This window comes from Konateibacter massiliensis (genome assembly GCF_900184995.1).
GTDB lineage: Bacteria > Bacillota > Clostridia > Lachnospirales > Lachnospiraceae > Lachnotalea > Lachnotalea massiliensis.
Genome location: NZ_LT860098.1, coordinates 43,629 through 60,640, shown reverse-complemented (window position 1 = coordinate 60,640; position 17,012 = coordinate 43,629). Strand labels below are relative to the sequence as shown.

General features: G+C 43.1%; 11 protein-coding genes. 9 read left to right on the top strand and 2 right to left on the bottom strand.

The window, feature by feature from the left end; translation table 11 throughout:
• Nucleotides 1–7 precede the first annotated feature (7 nt).
• The 3 genes from CTY48_RS01670 (at nt 8) to CTY48_RS01660 (ending at nt 5,505) form a co-directional block, all read left to right on the top strand.
• Entirely contained in the window at nt 8–1,990 is a 1,983-nt protein-coding gene (locus tag CTY48_RS01670; RefSeq protein ID WP_236354680.1) for an alpha-glucuronidase family glycosyl hydrolase, read from the top strand.
• 20 nt (nt 1,991–2,010) lie between these two features.
• A complete protein-coding gene (locus CTY48_RS01665; protein ID WP_099466784.1) occupies nt 2,011–3,564 on the top strand; it encodes a sialate O-acetylesterase in 1,554 nt (517 codons plus the stop codon).
• A gap of 177 nt (nt 3,565–3,741) precedes the next feature.
• A complete protein-coding gene (locus CTY48_RS01660) occupies nt 3,742–5,505 on the top strand; it encodes a methyl-accepting chemotaxis protein (RefSeq protein WP_099466783.1) in 1,764 nt (587 codons plus the stop codon).
• Nucleotides 5,506–5,572: 67 nt separating this feature from the next.
• Here the strand turns inward: CTY48_RS01660 and CTY48_RS01655 are convergent, their stop codons facing one another.
• Nucleotides 5,573–6,565 carry a LacI family DNA-binding transcriptional regulator gene (locus tag CTY48_RS01655; protein ID WP_099466782.1) on the bottom strand — a complete coding sequence of 331 codons (993 nt, stop codon included), beginning with the start codon at nt 6,563–6,565 and terminating at the stop codon, nt 5,573–5,575.
• Between the two features lie 182 nt (nt 6,566–6,747).
• On the opposite strand from CTY48_RS01655, the gene CTY48_RS01650 reads away from it, so the two are divergent.
• The 4 genes from CTY48_RS01650 to CTY48_RS01635 all read left to right on the top strand — a co-directional run bounded on the left by CTY48_RS01650 (nt 6,748) and on the right by CTY48_RS01635 (nt 12,971).
• Entirely contained in the window at nt 6,748–9,009 is a 2,262-nt protein-coding gene (locus CTY48_RS01650; RefSeq protein ID WP_099466781.1) for a glycogen/starch/alpha-glucan phosphorylase, read from the top strand.
• 37 nt (nt 9,010–9,046) lie between these two features.
• Nucleotides 9,047–10,087: a LacI family DNA-binding transcriptional regulator gene (locus tag CTY48_RS01645; RefSeq protein ID WP_099466780.1), complete on the top strand. Its 1,041-nt coding sequence runs from the start codon at nt 9,047–9,049 to the stop codon at nt 10,085–10,087.
• 211 nt (nt 10,088–10,298) lie between these two features.
• Nucleotides 10,299–11,669 carry a PTS transporter subunit EIIC gene (locus tag CTY48_RS01640; protein ID WP_099466779.1) on the top strand — a complete coding sequence of 457 codons (1,371 nt, stop codon included), beginning with the start codon at nt 10,299–10,301 and terminating at the stop codon, nt 11,667–11,669.
• Between the two features lie 21 nt (nt 11,670–11,690).
• The gene (locus CTY48_RS01635) at nt 11,691–12,971 is read left to right on the top strand and encodes an apiosidase-like domain-containing protein (RefSeq protein WP_099466778.1); all 1,281 of its coding nucleotides are present in this window, start codon (nt 11,691–11,693) and stop codon (nt 12,969–12,971) included.
• Between the two features lie 198 nt (nt 12,972–13,169).
• Here the strand turns inward: CTY48_RS01635 and ymfI are convergent, their stop codons facing one another.
• Entirely contained in the window at nt 13,170–13,907 is a 738-nt protein-coding gene (gene ymfI, locus CTY48_RS01630; protein ID WP_099466777.1) for an elongation factor P 5-aminopentanone reductase, read from the bottom strand.
• Between the two features lie 234 nt (nt 13,908–14,141).
• On the opposite strand from ymfI, the gene CTY48_RS01625 reads away from it, so the two are divergent.
• On the top strand, nt 14,142–16,052 hold the full coding sequence (locus CTY48_RS01625) for a substrate-binding domain-containing protein (RefSeq protein ID WP_099466776.1): 1,911 nt from the start codon (nt 14,142–14,144) through the stop codon (nt 16,050–16,052).
• Nucleotides 16,053–16,070: 18 nt separating this feature from the next.
• Nucleotides 16,071–16,988 (top strand): thioredoxin-disulfide reductase, encoded by a 918-nt coding sequence (trxB, locus tag CTY48_RS01620; protein WP_236354677.1) that lies wholly within the window; start codon nt 16,071–16,073, stop codon nt 16,986–16,988.
• Nucleotides 16,989–17,012 lie beyond the last annotated feature (24 nt).

Genomic DNA, 17,012 nt, shown 5'->3' with positions numbered 1-17,012 from the left:
ACTGCATATGGAATGGGAGCAGGCATGGTTAAACTATCATAGGGTAAAAAATGATTTTTGCGCAGGTTATTTTAAAGCAGTTTATACGGCAGAGACCGGTAATGTGATACAGAGCGCAATCGAGGAACTAAGGCTGGCGACAGAGGAGATGTTTGGACAGACAATCATAAAAAGCAGTAATGAAATAGAAGAGGGAATCTGTCTAAAGCTTGTGCAGGAGAAGGAGCTTTTAAACGAAGGCTATCGATTGAGTGAGAAGAACGGATTACTTACCGTCAGTGCAAATACGCAGGTGGGACTTTTGTATGGTGTGTTTGGATTACTCAGACTCGTTATCTTGGGCGATAAACTTGAGAAAGTATCCTATCGCTCTGTGCCGGATAAGGAGCTTCGTATGCTAAATCACTGGGATAATACAGACGGAAGCATCGAGAGAGGATATTCGGGAGATTCGTTTTTCTTTGAAAACGGCGAACTTATTATAAATGAGCGGACAAAAGATTATGCAAGGCTTTTGGCAAGTACGGGCATCAATGCAACCGTGATTAACAATGTAAATGTGAAGAAGAAAGCAACCTATTTTATTACAGAGCCGTACCTAGCCCGCTTGTCAGAACTGGCAGAATTGTTTGCTTCCTATGGGATTAAGCTGTTTTTAAGTCTGAATTATGCAGCCTGCATCGATATCGGAGGGCTTCCGAATGCTGATCCGCTGGACAATCGGGTGATTGCGTGGTGGGAAGAGAGAATGAAAATAGTGTATGATTTTATTCCAAAGCTAGGGGGCTTCTTGGTAAAGGCAGATTCGGAGGGAAGGCCGGGACCCTTTACCTATGGAAGAAATCAGGCGGATGGTGCCAACCTGCTTGGGCGTGCATTGAAGCCCTATGGCGGAATTTTGATATGGCGCTGCTTTGTGTACAACTGTCAGCAGGATTGGAGAGACCGGACAATCGATAGGGCAAGAGCAGCCTATGACTATTTTTATGATTTGGACGGTGCCTTCTTGGATAATGTCATCTTGCAGATTAAAAACGGTCCTCTTGATTTTCAGGTACGTGAGCCCTTTATGCCTTTATTTGGCAAGTTAAAAAAGACACGCCACCTGATGGAAGTTCAGATTGCGCAGGAATATACAGGGCAGCAGATTGATTTGTGCTATTTGATGCCTTGGTTTTTGGAGCTTTTGAAGACGAGAACTTACTGTCAAGAAGAAAGGGATACCATCGGTGACTTGCTGGAAGGAAATTGCTGTAATCAGATGGGATGCGGTATTACAGCGGTTGCAAATACAGGAAATAATCCAAACTGGACTGGAAATGATTTGGCGGCGGCAAATTTCTATGGCTTTGGGAGATTGGCGTGGAGCAGCCGATTGAGTGCCGAGGAAATCGCAAGAGAGTGGATTGTACAGACCTTCTCAGATGAAGCGGAGGTAGTGGATGCCATATCCAAGCTTTTGATGATGTCGTGGAATACCTATGAGAAATATACGTCACCTCTTGGTGTCGGCTTTATGGTGACCCCTCATTATCATTACGGGCCCAATGTCGACGGCTATGAGTATTCAAGATGGGGAACCTATCATAGGGCAGACCATCTTGGAATTGGGGTGGATAGAAGCAAGCAGGGAACCGGCTATGCCGCCCTCTACCACCCGGCTTTGGCAGAGCAGTATGAAAGTGTGAAGACCTGTCCTGATGAGCTGTTGCTGTTTTTTCATCATGTGTCTTATGAGCATATACTGCATAATGGAAAGACTGTAATTCAGCATATTTATGATACTCATTTTGAGGGTATAGAAGACGTTCTGAACATGATATCCATGTGGGAAATGCTTGAAAAATATTTGCTGGAGAAGGAGTTTTGGCGAGTTTTAGAACGTTTCAAAAGACAGCTTGAAAATGCGAAGGAATGGAGAGATCAGATTAATTCTTATTTTTACCGGAAGAGCGGAATTGAGGATAAGCATAGGAGAATGATTTATTAGGAGTGCAAGGAGGCAGGCAAATGCGGCTATCAAGTATTTTTAGTGACGGCATGATTCTACAGAGAGGGAAACCGGCACTGCTGAAGGGGCATGCAAGAGGCAATCAGGTCACCGTTACTTTTGCAGGGAATATATATAAAACGGAACCATTGCAGGGAGACTACTTTGAGATCTCCCTGCCTTCTTTTGATGCCGGAGGACCATATGAAATGGTTATCTACGACGGCGAGCGGACTGTTATATCGGATATCATGATTGGAGATGTATATCTTCTTGGCGGACAGTCTAATATGGAACTGCCTGTCTCACGGACAATGGATGTTTCGGAAGCTTATATTGCAGGCGATGATTATCCCGATATCCGTATGTTTCAGGTGCCAAAGGAATACTGTTTTGAGGGCCCGTGTGAAGTGCTCTCAGACGGAAGCTGGAGAAAAGCAACCGCAAAAAACATTATGGACTTTAGCGCGGCTGGCTATTTTCTGGCAAAAAATCTTTATGAGGCCTATCAGATTCCCATCGGACTTATCCATGCGGCAGTCGGGGGAACTCCGGTTGAGGCTTGGATGAGTGAGGAAGCACTGCTTGAGCTGGGGCTTTGCGAGGAAAGATTAAGGAAAAATAAAGATAAAGAATGGGTGGACAGTGTGATTGCCTCGGACAATGAAAGAATATCCGGCTGGCATAATACTCTTAGAAGCAAGGACAAAGGAATTGCAGAGCACTGGGAGAGACAGGAAAACGCGGCATTTTCCAATACTTTTCTGATACCGGGTATGTGGGAGAATACGGAGCTTGACAGCTACAAGGGAAGCATCTGGTTTGCCAAGGAATTTGAGGTGCCGGAGGAGTGGGAAGGTAAGGAAGTGCTGCTTCGCCTGGGTGCCATCATTGACGGAGATACAACCTATGTAAATGGGGTGATGGTTGGGTATACAGACTACCGCTATCCGCCAAGAAAATATCTTTTGCCGCCAGACCTGCTTCACTCCGGTAAAAATGTTGTGACAATCCATATGTTCAGTGACGCTCAGCCGGGCGGCTTTATGCCCGGAAAAAAATATGGACTGGAATATAGGGGGAAATTTATCTCCTTGGAGGGGGAATGGAAATACAAAATCGGTGTTCCGATGGAGAGACTGGAGCCGCAGACTTTTTTTCAATATGAGCCGGCAGGGCTGTTCAACAAGATGATTGCACCGCTAAAGGGGTTTGGTATTGCGGGGGCTGCATATTATCAAGGTGAGTCGAATAAGAGAGAGCCAAAGGGTTACAGCGAGAAGTTTGAGAAAATGATAGCGGTATGGAGAGAGCAGCTCGGTCAGGGAGAGGTGCCGTTTCTCTATGTTCAGCTCCCCTATTTTGCAGAAGGAAGAGAGGGATGGATAGACGAGGATTGGGAGGCATTGCGAAGAGAACAGAAAAAGGCATTGCGAATACCGAATACGGCGATGATAGATGCCTATGATATAGGAGAATACAATGATTTACACCCGCAGAATAAGATGGAACTTGGAAGAAGACTATTTATGGCGGCGAGAAAACTTATTTATAAGGAAGATATTTTGTACTAAAGTACCAAGAATTTCACACTTATTTCAATAATTCGACATTTTGGTTTCACAATACATAGGCATAATATGGAATATGCTAAAACAACGGAATACAGATTAAGGCACAATATTTTGCAGCAGTGCAAGGCATCTTAATCACGACAGGTATTGATGTGGCAGATAAAGGAGACATGAATTGTGAGAAAAAAAATAAGCGTAAAAATTTTTGGATTAGTGGCAATTTTAATCATGACAGGTTTGTTGAGTAATGTATTGTCCTCATACGCCCTTATGAGTGTAAAGGAAAGGGCGCAGGCAATCTCAACGGACAGCATAGATGCGGTCAGCATATTGGCAGAAACTTCGCGAAGTGTAGAGCGAGTGCAAAAGTTTGCCAATAATTCGATGGGCAATACGACTTCATCGACAGACGGCAGCAACACTGACTATCGCGAAAATATGAATGCGGAGGCGGAGTCTTTAGAGAGCATGTTTGATCAGCTAGAAGCAATTGTGAAAGAATTTAACAATGAAGAAATGACAGCTGCTTTAACTGCATACGAGGAAGCTTACCAGGCATACAGCAGTTCTGTCACAGAGGCTTTTGGTGATACGGGTGAACAAGGTACAGGTGGTGCCGCGAATATGGATGGTGAACAGACACCGATGATGAACGACAGTATGATAGCCGCGACAGAGACGCTGGACACGGCATACACCAACTTAAATACCTTGATTCAAGAACAGGTCGATATGACAAATCAACAATTTGATGTTCAATACCAGATTGCGCATAATATCAATTTAGTTTTATTTATTCTTCTGATAGTAATCGGAATTGTCATCATTCTTGTCACCTTATTTACAATTGTAAAGCCGATTAAGGACGCAAACAAGGCACTTAAGCAGATTATCAAAGAAATAGATGAAGGAGAAGGCGATTTAACGCAGCGCATTGAAATTAAAAGTAAGGATGAAATTGGAAACCTGGTTCTTGGTATTAACAGCTTTATCGAAAGATTACAGATTATCCTGCAAAAGATTCAAGGTGAGTCCTATCATCTGGAGGAGTCTGTTGAATTAGTACTTCAAAAAGTACGCACATCCGACCGAAACGTAACAGATGTGTCCGAGACAATGGAAAATCTGGCAGCAGGCATGCAGGAGGTGTCTTCAACCTCGACTGAGCTTGGAAACGGTGCGACAAGCGTTGCAAATTCTATCGCAAGGATTGCAACTCAGGTAAATGAAGGCTATGTACTTTCCGGTGAGATACAAAAACGCTCTGAAGAATACCGAAGTAATGCAGAAAACGGCAAGATAAATACCACGAGAATCATGTCTGAAATTAAGAGTGTACTGGAAAAATCCATCGATAACAGCAAGTCTGTTATTAAAATACAGGAGCTGACCGATGAAATATTAAATATATCTTCCCAGACAAACCTGCTTGCGTTAAATGCTTCGATTGAGGCGGCAAGGGCAGGAGAAGCAGGAAAGGGCTTTGCGGTTGTGGCAGGAGAAATCAGAGGTCTTGCGGAGAATACAAGGACGACTGCCAACAACATTCAGGATATCAGCTTCATGGTGACGAACGGTGTTGAAAATCTGGCAAGTGATGCCAAGAAAATGCTTGATTTTGTGAATACAGATGTATTAAATGATTACGATAAATTTGTGGATACCGCGGATCATTACCAAGAAGATGCGATGAATATTTATCATATTTTGCAGGAGTTTTCAGAAAGCACGAAAACCTTGGAGGAGACGGTGAGTGAAATGAGCATAGGAATCAATGAAATCGCCACGACCATTGATGAGAGTGCGATGGGTATCACCAATGTGGCAGAAGGCACAAGCAGCCTTGTGGAGGATATCCAGGATATTAACAAGCAGGCGGAAGAAAACCGTATGATTAAGGAAGCACTTTTGAGTGAAGTAAATCAGTTTGCAAATATATAAGGTAAATTTTTAGAAAAATAAGTCCGCTGTTTGTCTGAAATATAAGACGGCAGCGGACTTTACTTGTTTATGGTCTTTTTGCTTCCCCGGTGGAATCCCGGACAATAAATTCCGGTCGAAGCTCAATCCGGCTGATATGAATATCGTGAATCAGACTGTCAAGCAGAACAAAGGCACTTGTGCCAAGCTCTGTGCGGTTTTGCCGGATGGTGGTGAGGGCGGGAGTCAAATACTTGGCGAGCGGAATGTCGTCATAGCCGATTACACTGATGTCCTTTGGAACCTGAAGCCCCCTGTTATTAAGCTCCTTTATCACGCCCGAGGCAATCAGATCACTGGCACAGAGGATGGCGGTTGCCCCGTTTTCGATAAAATGATCCACATGATACTGCGCACAGTCCTCCAGGAAATGTCCGTATGCCATCAAATTTTCATTGGCAGCAAGCTCTGCATACTCCATTGACTGAAGAAAGGCATCCCGTCTTTTGCTCGTAATCATGGAATTTTTCGTACCGTTTAAAAATGCAATTTTCTCATGTCCCAAAGCCTTTAGATGAAGAAGGGCATTTTTGATACCCTCGTAGTTATCTGTTCCGACATAGCCTACATTTTTGTTATCTGCAATGAAATTATCCAGCAAAACGGTTGGAACCTTTGTTGAATCCAATTGTTTTACATAGTCGTCATGTAGCTCAAAACCCAGCAGAAATGCACCGCAGTAGCCGTTTTTAAGCATAAAGGTATCGTACTGCTCCTTTGTCTGCAAGGCAAGATTAGTCGGAACAATGGTCACCTCATAGCTCTTCCGTGCGGCGGCTCGCTCAAAGCCCGAAATAATTTCATAGCCGAACTGGTCGATTGAATCGTAGTTCATATTTTCGACCATGATGCATACTTTTCGGCCATATTGTATATTTTTAGGTTTATACCCTAGTTCAACGGCTGTGTCCAAAACGGATTGCCTCATCGCTTCACTGATGTCGCTTGCGCCGTTTAGTCCCTTGGATACCGTTCCCGGGGAGATACCTAGTTTATTTGCAATGTCTTTAATTGTTGCCATGTTGCCTCCTATATAAATATTTCGTAACCGTTCAGTACCTTCACAGTGAGACGAGAATGAATTGTTATCATATTTCCTAGTTGACAATATAACATAATGGTGATAAAATTGCAATATAAAGTTTCGAAAAGTTTCGAAAACAAAAAACAACATTTAAAAATATACAATATTGGGAGGTTTCAATGGAAGAGAAGAAGTTACAGGAAATTGTGAAACAAAGATATGGAAAAAGCATAGCAAAGTGCAGCAACGAAGAATTATACTTTGCACTGCTGGAGTTTACCAAGACTTCAATCAACTCAAAGGAGAGGAATCGCGGAGAGAGAAAACTCTACTATATATCGGCTGAGTTCCTGATCGGAAAACTGTTGTCGAACAATTTAATCAACCTTGGTCTTTTTGATATCGTGAAGGAAATATTGGAGAAAAACGGAAAAGATATTACAGAGATAGAAGAGGTTGAGCCGGAACCATCTCTTGGAAACGGCGGACTTGGAAGACTTGCGGCATGTTTTTTAGATTCCATCGCAACACTTGGACTGAACGGAGACGGCATCGGACTGAATTATCACTTTGGTCTGTTTAAACAGGAGTTTGAAAATAATCTGCAAAAGGAGACAAAAAATCCATGGATTGAGTCAGAGAGCTGGTTAAATAAAACAAATATCAGTTATGAGGTACCGTTTAAGGATTTTACGGCGGTTTCCAAGCTGTATGAAATTGATGTGACCGGCTATGAAAACGGATGCAACAAACTGCGCCTTTTCGATATCGAGACGATAGACGAATCGATAGTAGGAGAGGGAATTAGCTTTGATAAAGAAAAGATTGCGAAAAACCTGACACTCTTTTTATACCCGGACGACAGTGATGTAGAGGGCTTGCTGCTTCGTATTTATCAGCAGTATTTTATGGTAAGCAACGCGGCACAGCTTATTTTAGATGAATGTGACGAGGCAGGATATGATATCAGCAAACTGCATGAGCATGTAGTAATCCAAATCAATGACACGCATCCGTCCATGGTTATTCCGGAGCTTATCCGTCTGCTGACAGCCAGAGGAATCAAAATGGATAAGGCGATTGAAATTGTATCCAAGACCTGTGCTTACACAAATCACACAATATTGGCAGAGGCACTGGAAAAATGGCCGCTTGCCTACTTAGAAAAGGTAGTTCCGCACCTTGTACCGATTATCAAGGAGTTGGATAAGAGGGTGAAGGCAAAATATAAGGATAAAAAGGTTGCAATCATCGACGAGAATAACAGAGCGCATATGGCACATATGGATATTCACTATGGTTTCAGCGTAAACGGTGTTGCGGCTCTTCATACGGACATTTTAAAGGAAGAGGAATTGAATGCTTTCTATAAAATATATCCGGAAAAATTCAACAATAAAACAAACGGCATCACATTCAGAAGATGGCTTATGCACTGCAATCAGCCATTGACAAAATATATTGAAACATTGATCGGAAACGATTTCAAAAAGGACGCTTCCAAGCTAAAGGACCTCTTAAAATATGAGGATGACAAAAAGGTGCTTGATAAGCTTGAACAAATTAAATATGAAAACAAGCTGGCATTGAAGACATACTTGAAGGAAACACAGGGTGTTGAAATTGATGAAAACTCTGTCTTTGACATTCAGATTAAGCGTCTTCATGAGTATAAACGCCAGCAGATGAATGTTCTATACATCATCTATAAATATTTGGAGATCAAAAAAGGCAATCTTCCGGAAAAGCCAATCACAATGATCTTCGGTGCAAAAGCGGCACCTGCTTATGTGATTGCAAAAGATATTATTCATGTTATACTATGCTTACAGGAGTTAGTGAACAATGATCCACAGGTAAGCCCGTATCTCAAGGTTGTAATGGTAGAAAACTATAACGTGACAAAGGCGGCAAAATTAATTCCGGCATGCGATATTTCAGAGCAGATTTCCCTTGCATCCAAGGAGGCATCTGGAACGGGAAATATGAAGTTTATGCTGAACGGCGCAGTTACACTCGGAACAGAGGACGGAGCAAATGTGGAGATTCATGAGCTGGTAGGCGATGAAAATATCTACATCTTCGGAGAGAAGAGCGAAGAGGTAATTGAGCATTACCGCAAGGGAGACTATGTTTCCAAAGAATACTATGAGAATGATCCGCTCATTCATGAACTCGTAGAATTTATCTTAAGCCGTGATATGCTGCTAATCGGTGAAAAGCAGAACTTAATCCGCTTATACAACGAGCTGATTAACAAGGATTGGTTTATGACCCTGCTGGATATTAAGGAATATATTGCGACAAAGGATAAGATGCTGGAGGACTATCAGGATAGAGAGAGCTGGAATAAAAAGGTGCTGAACAACATTGCACAGGCAGGCTTTTTTTCATCAGACAGAACGATAGCACAATATAACGAGGATATTTGGAATTTATAGAAAATTAAGTTAAGAATAGAGGGATAGGGAGAAGGCGATGAGAATTAAATCAAAAGATATAGCTGATGCATTGGGCATTTCCCCTTCCACCGTATCCCTTGTTTTAAATGACCGGCCGGGCGTGAAGGAGAGTACGAGACGCAAGGTGCTCGCCTATATGGAGCAAATCAGTGAGCAGGAATACAGGCAAAAGGCTCACAGTGACAAAGAGGGCACAGTTGTGATGCTCAATTATATCAAGGAGGGTATGGTGCTGGAGAGAGCGGTAAGCGGTCAATATCCGGCGCCTGCCCAGATTGAGGAAGCGGTGAAGTCGGCAGGCTACCGCTTTTTAAGTCTTGCATTCCGAGAGGGAAAAATGAAGATGGAGACCCTGTTAAAACGCTTGAAAAGTGAACAGGTGAAGGGGATTTATATCATGGCTTCCGATATGCAGCAGGCAGACATCTATCCTTTTTTGCAGCTTAAAATTCCGCTGGTCGTTGGGGATAACCTCTTTAATGAACAAGGAATTGACAGCTTCTTGGTGGACAATCAGGAAGGGATTGCAAGAGGTGTCAATTATCTGATTGAAAAAGGGCACAGCAACATTGTTTATCTGGCAGAAAATATAAAGATTTTTAATTTTTTGGAGCGCAGGGAAGCTTTTATCAGTGAGATGGCAAAAAGGCAGGGCATGGATACAAGCCGAAAGATTCGATATCTGGGCAGTAATGTCGACGAGGTTTACGAGTCTATGAAAAAATATCTGGATGAGGGCCTTAAGAAGACAACCGCTTTTATTTTGGAAAGCTCAGTGGTTTCCCTAGGCGTCAGCCGGGCGATTTTGGAACGGCAGATTCGAATACCGAGAGACATCTCTCTCATCGGTTTTGACGCACTGCCTCCTGTGAGCCTTTTGAAAATAGATTTGACTTTGATAAAAGGAACGCACACGAGAAGGCATCTGGCGGCAATTAAGCATCTGATGCGCAGAATCGAGGACAATGAGACGGAAATTGTCAGAACCTATTACAAGACAAGGCTCTTGGAAGGTGACAGCGTATTTGACAAAACAAAATATATTTACCACACCTGACGTGTTTTTAAAGAAAATTTAAAAACACGTCATTTTTAACAAATTGCCTCCGTCATTTATATGTTTTTAAAGTGGATTTTAACAGAGTAGTAGAAAAATGCGAGGGGGATTGTAACTGAATCTCAAAACAGTTAAGATGAACTCATCAAAAAAAGTGCGCATTTTTTGAATAAAACTTTATTAAGTGAGATAAGGATATTGGAGGAAGGTTATGTCAAAGAAAAATTATGAGGAGCTGTCAAAAAATATTGTAGAGCATGTTGGCGGAGCAGATAATGTAAACTCATTGTTTCACTGCGCAACGCGTCTTCGCTTTCAAGTGAAAGATAAGGCGCAGGTAGATAAGGAAGCCCTGAAAAAGATAAACGGCGTTATCACGGTGATTGACAGCGGCGGACAGATTCAGGTTGTAATCGGAAACCAAGTTGGCGATGTATATGATGAAATAATAAGAAGTACCGGTGTCAAGGGAGAAGCGAATCCTCAGAAGGCTGAAACAGGGGAAAAGAAAAATCCTTTAAATACATTTATGGAGACTATCTCGGGAATTTTTGCACCGGTTCTTGGCGCAATGTGCGGAGCCGGTATGCTGAAAGGTATTTTGATTTTGTGCACCACGATGAATTGGATGAGTGCGGAGAGCGGAACCTATATGATTTTATATGCGGCGGCGGATGGAGTATTTACTTTTATTCCGGTATTCTTAGCTTACACCGCGGCAAAGAAATTCAATGCGGATACATTTGTGTCGGTCGGAATTGCAGCAGCACTTGTCTACCCGAATATGACAGCGGCATTTTCCGCGGGCACAGAGCTTACCTTTATGGGAATCCCGGTTGTTCTGGTAAGCTATACCTCATCGGTTATCCCGATTATTATAGCTGTCTATGTGCTTTCTAAGCTGGAAATTGTGTTAAAGAAAATCCTGCCTGAGGTGTGCAGGAACTTTATGAAGCCATTGTTAAGCTTTGCAATCATGGTTCCGGCAACCTATCTTGCAATAGGACCGATTGCGGATACAGCGGGAAAACTGCTGGCATCAGGCTACACAGGCCTAGTGGCAATCAACCCGGCAATTTCAGGCTTTGTGCTTGGGCTTATCTGGCCGGCGGTTGTTATGTTCGGTCTTCACTGGGGATTTGTGCCGATTGTGTTTAACAATATATCCCAATACGGAAGAGATACGCTGTTTACGATAACAGGGCCAAACAATATGGCACAGGCTGGCGCTGCACTCGGTGTATTTTTAAAGACGAAAGATAAGGAATTAAAATCCCTCTCCGGTTCAGCGGCACTGTCAGCGGTGCTTGCGGGTATCACAGAGCCGGCTATTTACGGAATCACCTTGAAATTTAAGAAACCATTTTTCATCGGAGCGGTGTTCTCCGGTATTGCAGGCGCAATCGTGGCAGTGGTGGGAGCAGGTGCACCCACACTTCTTGGAACAAGTATTTTAACACTTCCGGGCTATATCGGAACAGGTTTTGTGGGATTTTTGATTGCGTGTGCCATCGCCTACTTTGGCTCTGCCATTGTAACCTATTTCTTTGGTTATAGTGATAAAATGCTAGAGAAGGAGTAGTAGTAATACGGAGGATATAAATTGAGTAAATTAAGAATTGATGAAAGTAAGAATATATTGATAAAGGATAATAAGCCATTTTTCTATCTGGCAGACACGATATGGAGCGCTTTTACAAATGTTACCTTAGAGGAATGGGATTATTATCTGAAAAAAAGAAAAATGCAGGGCTTTAACGTATTACAGATTAATACTCTGCCGCAGTGGGACCGCTGTATGTCGGATGTGGGTGTATACCCCTTCCCGACAACGGACGGGCAGCAATTTTCATTTTCCGCCTTCCATGAAGAATATTATGAAAGAGCACGGAAAATGTGTGAAATGGCAGTGGAGCAGGGATTTTTGCTTGCACTCATCGTACTGTGGCTCAACTATGTGCCGGGAACGTGGGGAAGCAGAATGTTTGACAAAAATATTATGCCGAAAGATTTCGTGGCGGAGTATGCAAAGAAGATTGTGCAGGAGTTTGATGAGTATAATCCGATTTATGTCATAAGCGGTGATACTGACTTTGATACGCCGGAGACGATTTCCTATTATAAAACAGCGCTTGATGTCATCTGTGAAAAAAGTCCTGACAGCCTAAAGACACTTCACATTAAGAGAGGTTATGACGTGCTTCCGGCAGAGCTGCTTGATAAAATAGATTTTTATATGTTTCAGTCGGGACATAATAAAAAAGAGCAGGACATGGCATTTCTTCTTCCCGAGAGAATAGCGAAGCAATATCCGAAAAAGCCGATGATAAACGCAGAGCCTTGCTATGAGCAAATGGGTTACAGCAGAGAGGAATACGGAAGATTTCAGGCGGACGACATAAGACGTGCCGCATGGCTTTCTCTTCTGTCGGGAGCCTGTGCAGGTGTGACATACGGTGCACACGGCATATGGAACTGGAATAAATTAAACTGCCCGAAAAATCCGATACTCGGTGAGGGCTTTGACAAACCATACACATGGCAGGAGGCAATTGAATTTCCGGGTGCCTGGGATTATGGGTTTATCAAATATTTACTGGAAGAATATAAGATAAGTACGATGACGCCCGCAAACCAGCTTCTCTTAAACGAGACAGAGCAAATAAGAGTTGCCGAGGCGGACGGAAGATATTTGGTATTTGTCAGACATAATACAAGTGTCGGACTCGCCAGAGAGCTTACCGGATATCGGGCGAGAGCCATTGATCTTCAGACGAGAAGAGTGGCTTTGCTTGATATCGATATAGAAGAAGGCAAGTCTGTTATTCAGATGCACCCATTTTATGAGGACGCACTTCTTATTTTGGAGCCGGTACAAAAGTGAAATAAAAAAGTGTGAGCGTTGCTCACACTTCGCACCCGAGCGAGTTGCGAAGCAACAACTTCTGCTCCGCGAGGTGCGCATAAATATTTTTTATACCATAGGGAAGTTCGGAAAACTTTCCTATGATATAAAAACAGCGGGTTATAAATCTTTCAATCGCTTTGCGAAAGAAAACTTATAACCCGCTATTTCTATAAATCAGAGCCATCCGCCGTCAAGCTGTATGATCTGTCCGGTTAAATAAGAATGTCCGACTGAGATATCATAGACCAAATCTGCGACCTCTGAAGGCTTTGCGAATTTGCCGGCAGGAATTTCTTCTATCAGCGAAGCGCGCTCCTGCCCATCTAAGAATTGGTTCATCTCCGTGTCGATAACGCCGCAGGCAATGGCGTTGACCTGAATATTGCTTGGTGCAAGCTCCTTTGCCAGTGCCTTTGTAAAAGCGTTGACTCCGCCCTTGGAGGCAGAGTAGGCAACCTCGCAGGAAGCCCCGTAAATTCCCCAGACGGAAGAAATATTGATGATTTTTCCCTCTTTTTTATGAACCATTTGAGGGATTGCGTTTTTGGAACAATAAAAAACAGAGGAAAGATTGGTATGGATAACCCGATTCCATTCCTCGGTATTCATATCAGCAAGAAGCCCAACATAAGAAATTCCGGCATTATTTACCAAGATATCAACGCTGCCGTGTTTTGCTTGAATTTCCTCAAACAATCTGTCTGCCTGTGAAGCTTCGCCGAGGTCTCCGATAAAGGCGTGGCAAACACAGTGATATTCCTCTTCCAATAAGTCCTTCAGCTCATAAAGCTCTTTTTCGGATTTGTTTCCCGCAATGATAATCCGCTGGAATCCCTCTTTTGCATATTTTAAAGCAATGGAAGCACCAATGCCTCTCGATGCTCCTGTAATCAGCACTGTTTTTGTATTCATTTGTTAAGTTCCTTTCTTAATACTATAAGAAAACTATTATGCACATTCATTTCTATAAATATTAGCATTATCCTACTATATTATCAATCCTATTAAAGAAAAATATTCAGCTGTTAAAATGCCGAAAAATATTGTAATAAATCCAGAAAATGTTAGAATATATCATATAGTTAGGTAAGTTGGAAGAGGTATATCTATTAAGCGCATTTATATGGATAACAAGGAGGCAACTACATGAGAAGAGGAAACGTGGCGGAATTAATTGACAGGCTGGAGAAGGGGGATCTGACCTGTTATCAGGAAATGGAAGGCACAAATGATAAGCAGCTTAAAATGCTGATGAACTTATCGAAGAGCTACCACGATTATTTTGCAAAGGTGAAGCGCAATATGGAAGATATCACGCAGCGGGGAGATGCGTTGACGGTGGCATATGAGGAGCGTTGCAGCTCAAATAAAAATGTCATGGAGGCAAACGGCGAGATAGCGAGGGCGGCAAGACAGCAGGCGGAATCAGCGGCGGAATGTCTGGAATTTGTGGATGGGTTTCGGGAAGAGTTTAAAGAAATTCTGGCGGATACGGAGGCGCTAAATGAGCGCGGCACGACCATTCAGAAAATCAGCAGGAACGGTGAGGAAGCAGTTCAGAAGTTTTTAAAGCAGAGCATTAATTCCCAACAAAAGTTTTTAGAAATCGCGGAAAAAATAACGATGCTGGAAACCTCTATCAAAGGTATCCATCAGATTATTTCGCTGATTACCTCCATTTCAAACAAGACGAATCTACTCGCACTGAATGCCTCCATTGAAGCGGCGAGGGCAGGGGAAGCCGGAAAAGGCTTTGCAGTTGTGGCAGATGAGGTGACGAATCTGGCAGAGAAGAGCAAAGATGCGACGAGCCAGATAGCAGATGTAATCAATGAAATTCTTGTTGATGTGGAAGGAGTTATGGGGATTATACAGGAGCAGAAGCTGGATGTAGAAAGCCAGACAAGCTCCATCGAAGAGGTAGGGCAGACGATATCTGAGATAACAAGCTCCATCGAAGAGTTTCAGCAGGAGCATGATAACGTGGCAAAAAGGATTAAGCAGATTAATCAGGAAAATAATCAACTGATGTCAGCAATCTCAACAATTGCGGATTTGACCGAGGAATCTGCCTCCACCTGTGAAGTTGTGGCGAACGTGTCGCTGGAGCAAAGCACAAAGGACCGCTTTATCCTAGAGACGCTTAAAACGCTCAATCAGGAAAATGAGCAGACCAATAAGCTTTTGCAGGAAATTAAAGTGATATCGAAGACAGAAAAAAAGAAGAAAATCGGTGTAATCGGATTAGAACAGCAGGAATTTTATCATAATATAGAAAGAGCAGCGAAAAATGCATGTCAGAAGCTCAACTTTGAGGTGGATTGTGATATGCCGAAGCATTATAATATAGAAGAGCAGGCGGCAATCTTTAAGAATATGGTAGAAAAGCAGGTGGACGGCATTATCATAGTACCCGCAGATGCTAAACGCTTTAAGCCTCTGATTGACGAGGCTGTGGATAAGGGGATTAAGGTTATCTGTGTGGATGCCGATGTCAAGGACAGCAAGCGGCACTGCTTTGTCACATCAGACAGTTATAAGGGTGGAAAACTTGCGGGTGAGGTGGCAGGCAAGCAGCTAAAGGGCAGAGGAAAGGTTATTGCGATTCTCTGTGCCAGTGAGGTGCCGACAGTCCAAGAACGCTTTAACGGCTTTGCGGAGGCACTTAGTGAATGGAAAGACATTGAGATTGTGGCAAAGGAAGAGCAGAAAGACACCAACGTCAATACGACAAAGGCGAACATTGAGAGAGCCATAAAGGAGCATCCTGATTTTGACCTTATTTATCTTGTAAACGGGGATGCCATAATCGTGGCGGCGCAGATGTGGCAGAGCAAGGGCTTGAAGCAGAAGATAGTTGCTTTGAGTGCGGGCAGCGATTTGACCCAGTATGTAAAGAAGGGCATTATTACAAGCCAGATATCCCAGCGCAATGCGATGTGGGGCGAGATTGCGGTAAATAAAATGCAGGAGATGTTCAAGGGAAGCCGGATAGACAGCTATGAGGATACCGGTATGTATGAAATTAACATAGGAAATTATAAAATATTTGAGTAGATGACAGGAGATGATAGAATGTATGATTTAATTATAATCGGTTCAGGACCGGCAGGGCTTTCCGCAGCTATCTATGCTCAGCGTGCGGTGCTGAACACACTTGTAATAGAAAAAAATGTAATGAGCGGCGGACAGATTTTGAATACCTATGAGGTGGATAACTATCCAGGCTACAAAGGAATCAACGGTTTTGATCTTGGAATGAAGCTTCGTGAGCATGCGGATGAGCTTGGCTCTACTTTTATCGAAGCAGATGTAAAGGAAATAAGGGTGGAGAACGGCATAAAAACAGTGGTAACAGAGAAGGAGAGCTACGAGGCAAAGACCGTTATCATTGCGACGGGTGCCAGATACAGAAAGCTTGAGGTGCCGGGTGAGGCTGAATTTTCCGGTATGGGTGTTTCCTATTGTGCAACATGTGACGGCGCATTCTTCAGAAATAAGACAACCTGCGTGGTAGGCGGCGGTGACGTTGCGGTGGAGGATGCTATTTTTCTTGCAAGAATGTGTGAAAAGGTATACGTCATCCACAGAAGAGACGAGTTCAGAGCGGCACAAAGCCTGCAAGACAAGCTTTTTGAGATGGAAAACGTGGAGGTTATCTGGGACAGCAAGGTGAAGGAGATAAAAGGAGAGGGCGGAAAGGTCAATGCCCTTGAGATTGTAAATGCAAAGACAGGTGAGGAAAGGTCGATTGCGACGGATGGTGTATTCATTGCGGTAGGTATCATTCCAAATTCCGATGAATTTGAGGGTGCGGTTGCAATGAATGAGCAGAAATATATCATTGCCGGTGAGGAATGTACGACAAATGTGGATGGCATTTATGCAGCGGGTGACATAAGAACGAAAATGTTAAGGCAAATTATTACAGCGGCAAGCGACGGGGCTAATGCAGTTACCTCGGTGCAGAACTATTTAAACTCAATTAAATAAAGGAAAAATGTGGTAATCTCGTCA

Bases quoted from the DNA above. Each gene is read 5' to 3' on its own strand.
- ymfI (WP_099466777.1), bottom strand. From the start codon at position 13,907: ATGAATACAAAAACAGTGCTGATTACAGGAGCATCGAGAGGCATTGGT.
- CTY48_RS01670 (WP_236354680.1), top strand. From the start codon at position 8: ATGGAATGGGAGCAGGCATGGTTAAACTATCATAGGGTAAAAAATGAT.
- CTY48_RS01665 (WP_099466784.1), top strand. From the start codon at position 2,011: ATGCGGCTATCAAGTATTTTTAGTGACGGCATGATTCTACAGAGAGGG.
- CTY48_RS01650 (WP_099466781.1), top strand. From the start codon at position 6,748: ATGGAAGAGAAGAAGTTACAGGAAATTGTGAAACAAAGATATGGAAAA.
- CTY48_RS01640 (WP_099466779.1), top strand. From the start codon at position 10,299: ATGTCAAAGAAAAATTATGAGGAGCTGTCAAAAAATATTGTAGAGCAT.
- CTY48_RS01645 (WP_099466780.1), top strand. From the start codon at position 9,047: ATGAGAATTAAATCAAAAGATATAGCTGATGCATTGGGCATTTCCCCT.
- CTY48_RS01655 (WP_099466782.1), bottom strand. From the start codon at position 6,565: ATGGCAACAATTAAAGACATTGCAAATAAACTAGGTATCTCCCCGGGA.
- trxB (WP_236354677.1), top strand. From the start codon at position 16,071: ATGTATGATTTAATTATAATCGGTTCAGGACCGGCAGGGCTTTCCGCA.
- CTY48_RS01625 (WP_099466776.1), top strand. From the start codon at position 14,142: ATGAGAAGAGGAAACGTGGCGGAATTAATTGACAGGCTGGAGAAGGGG.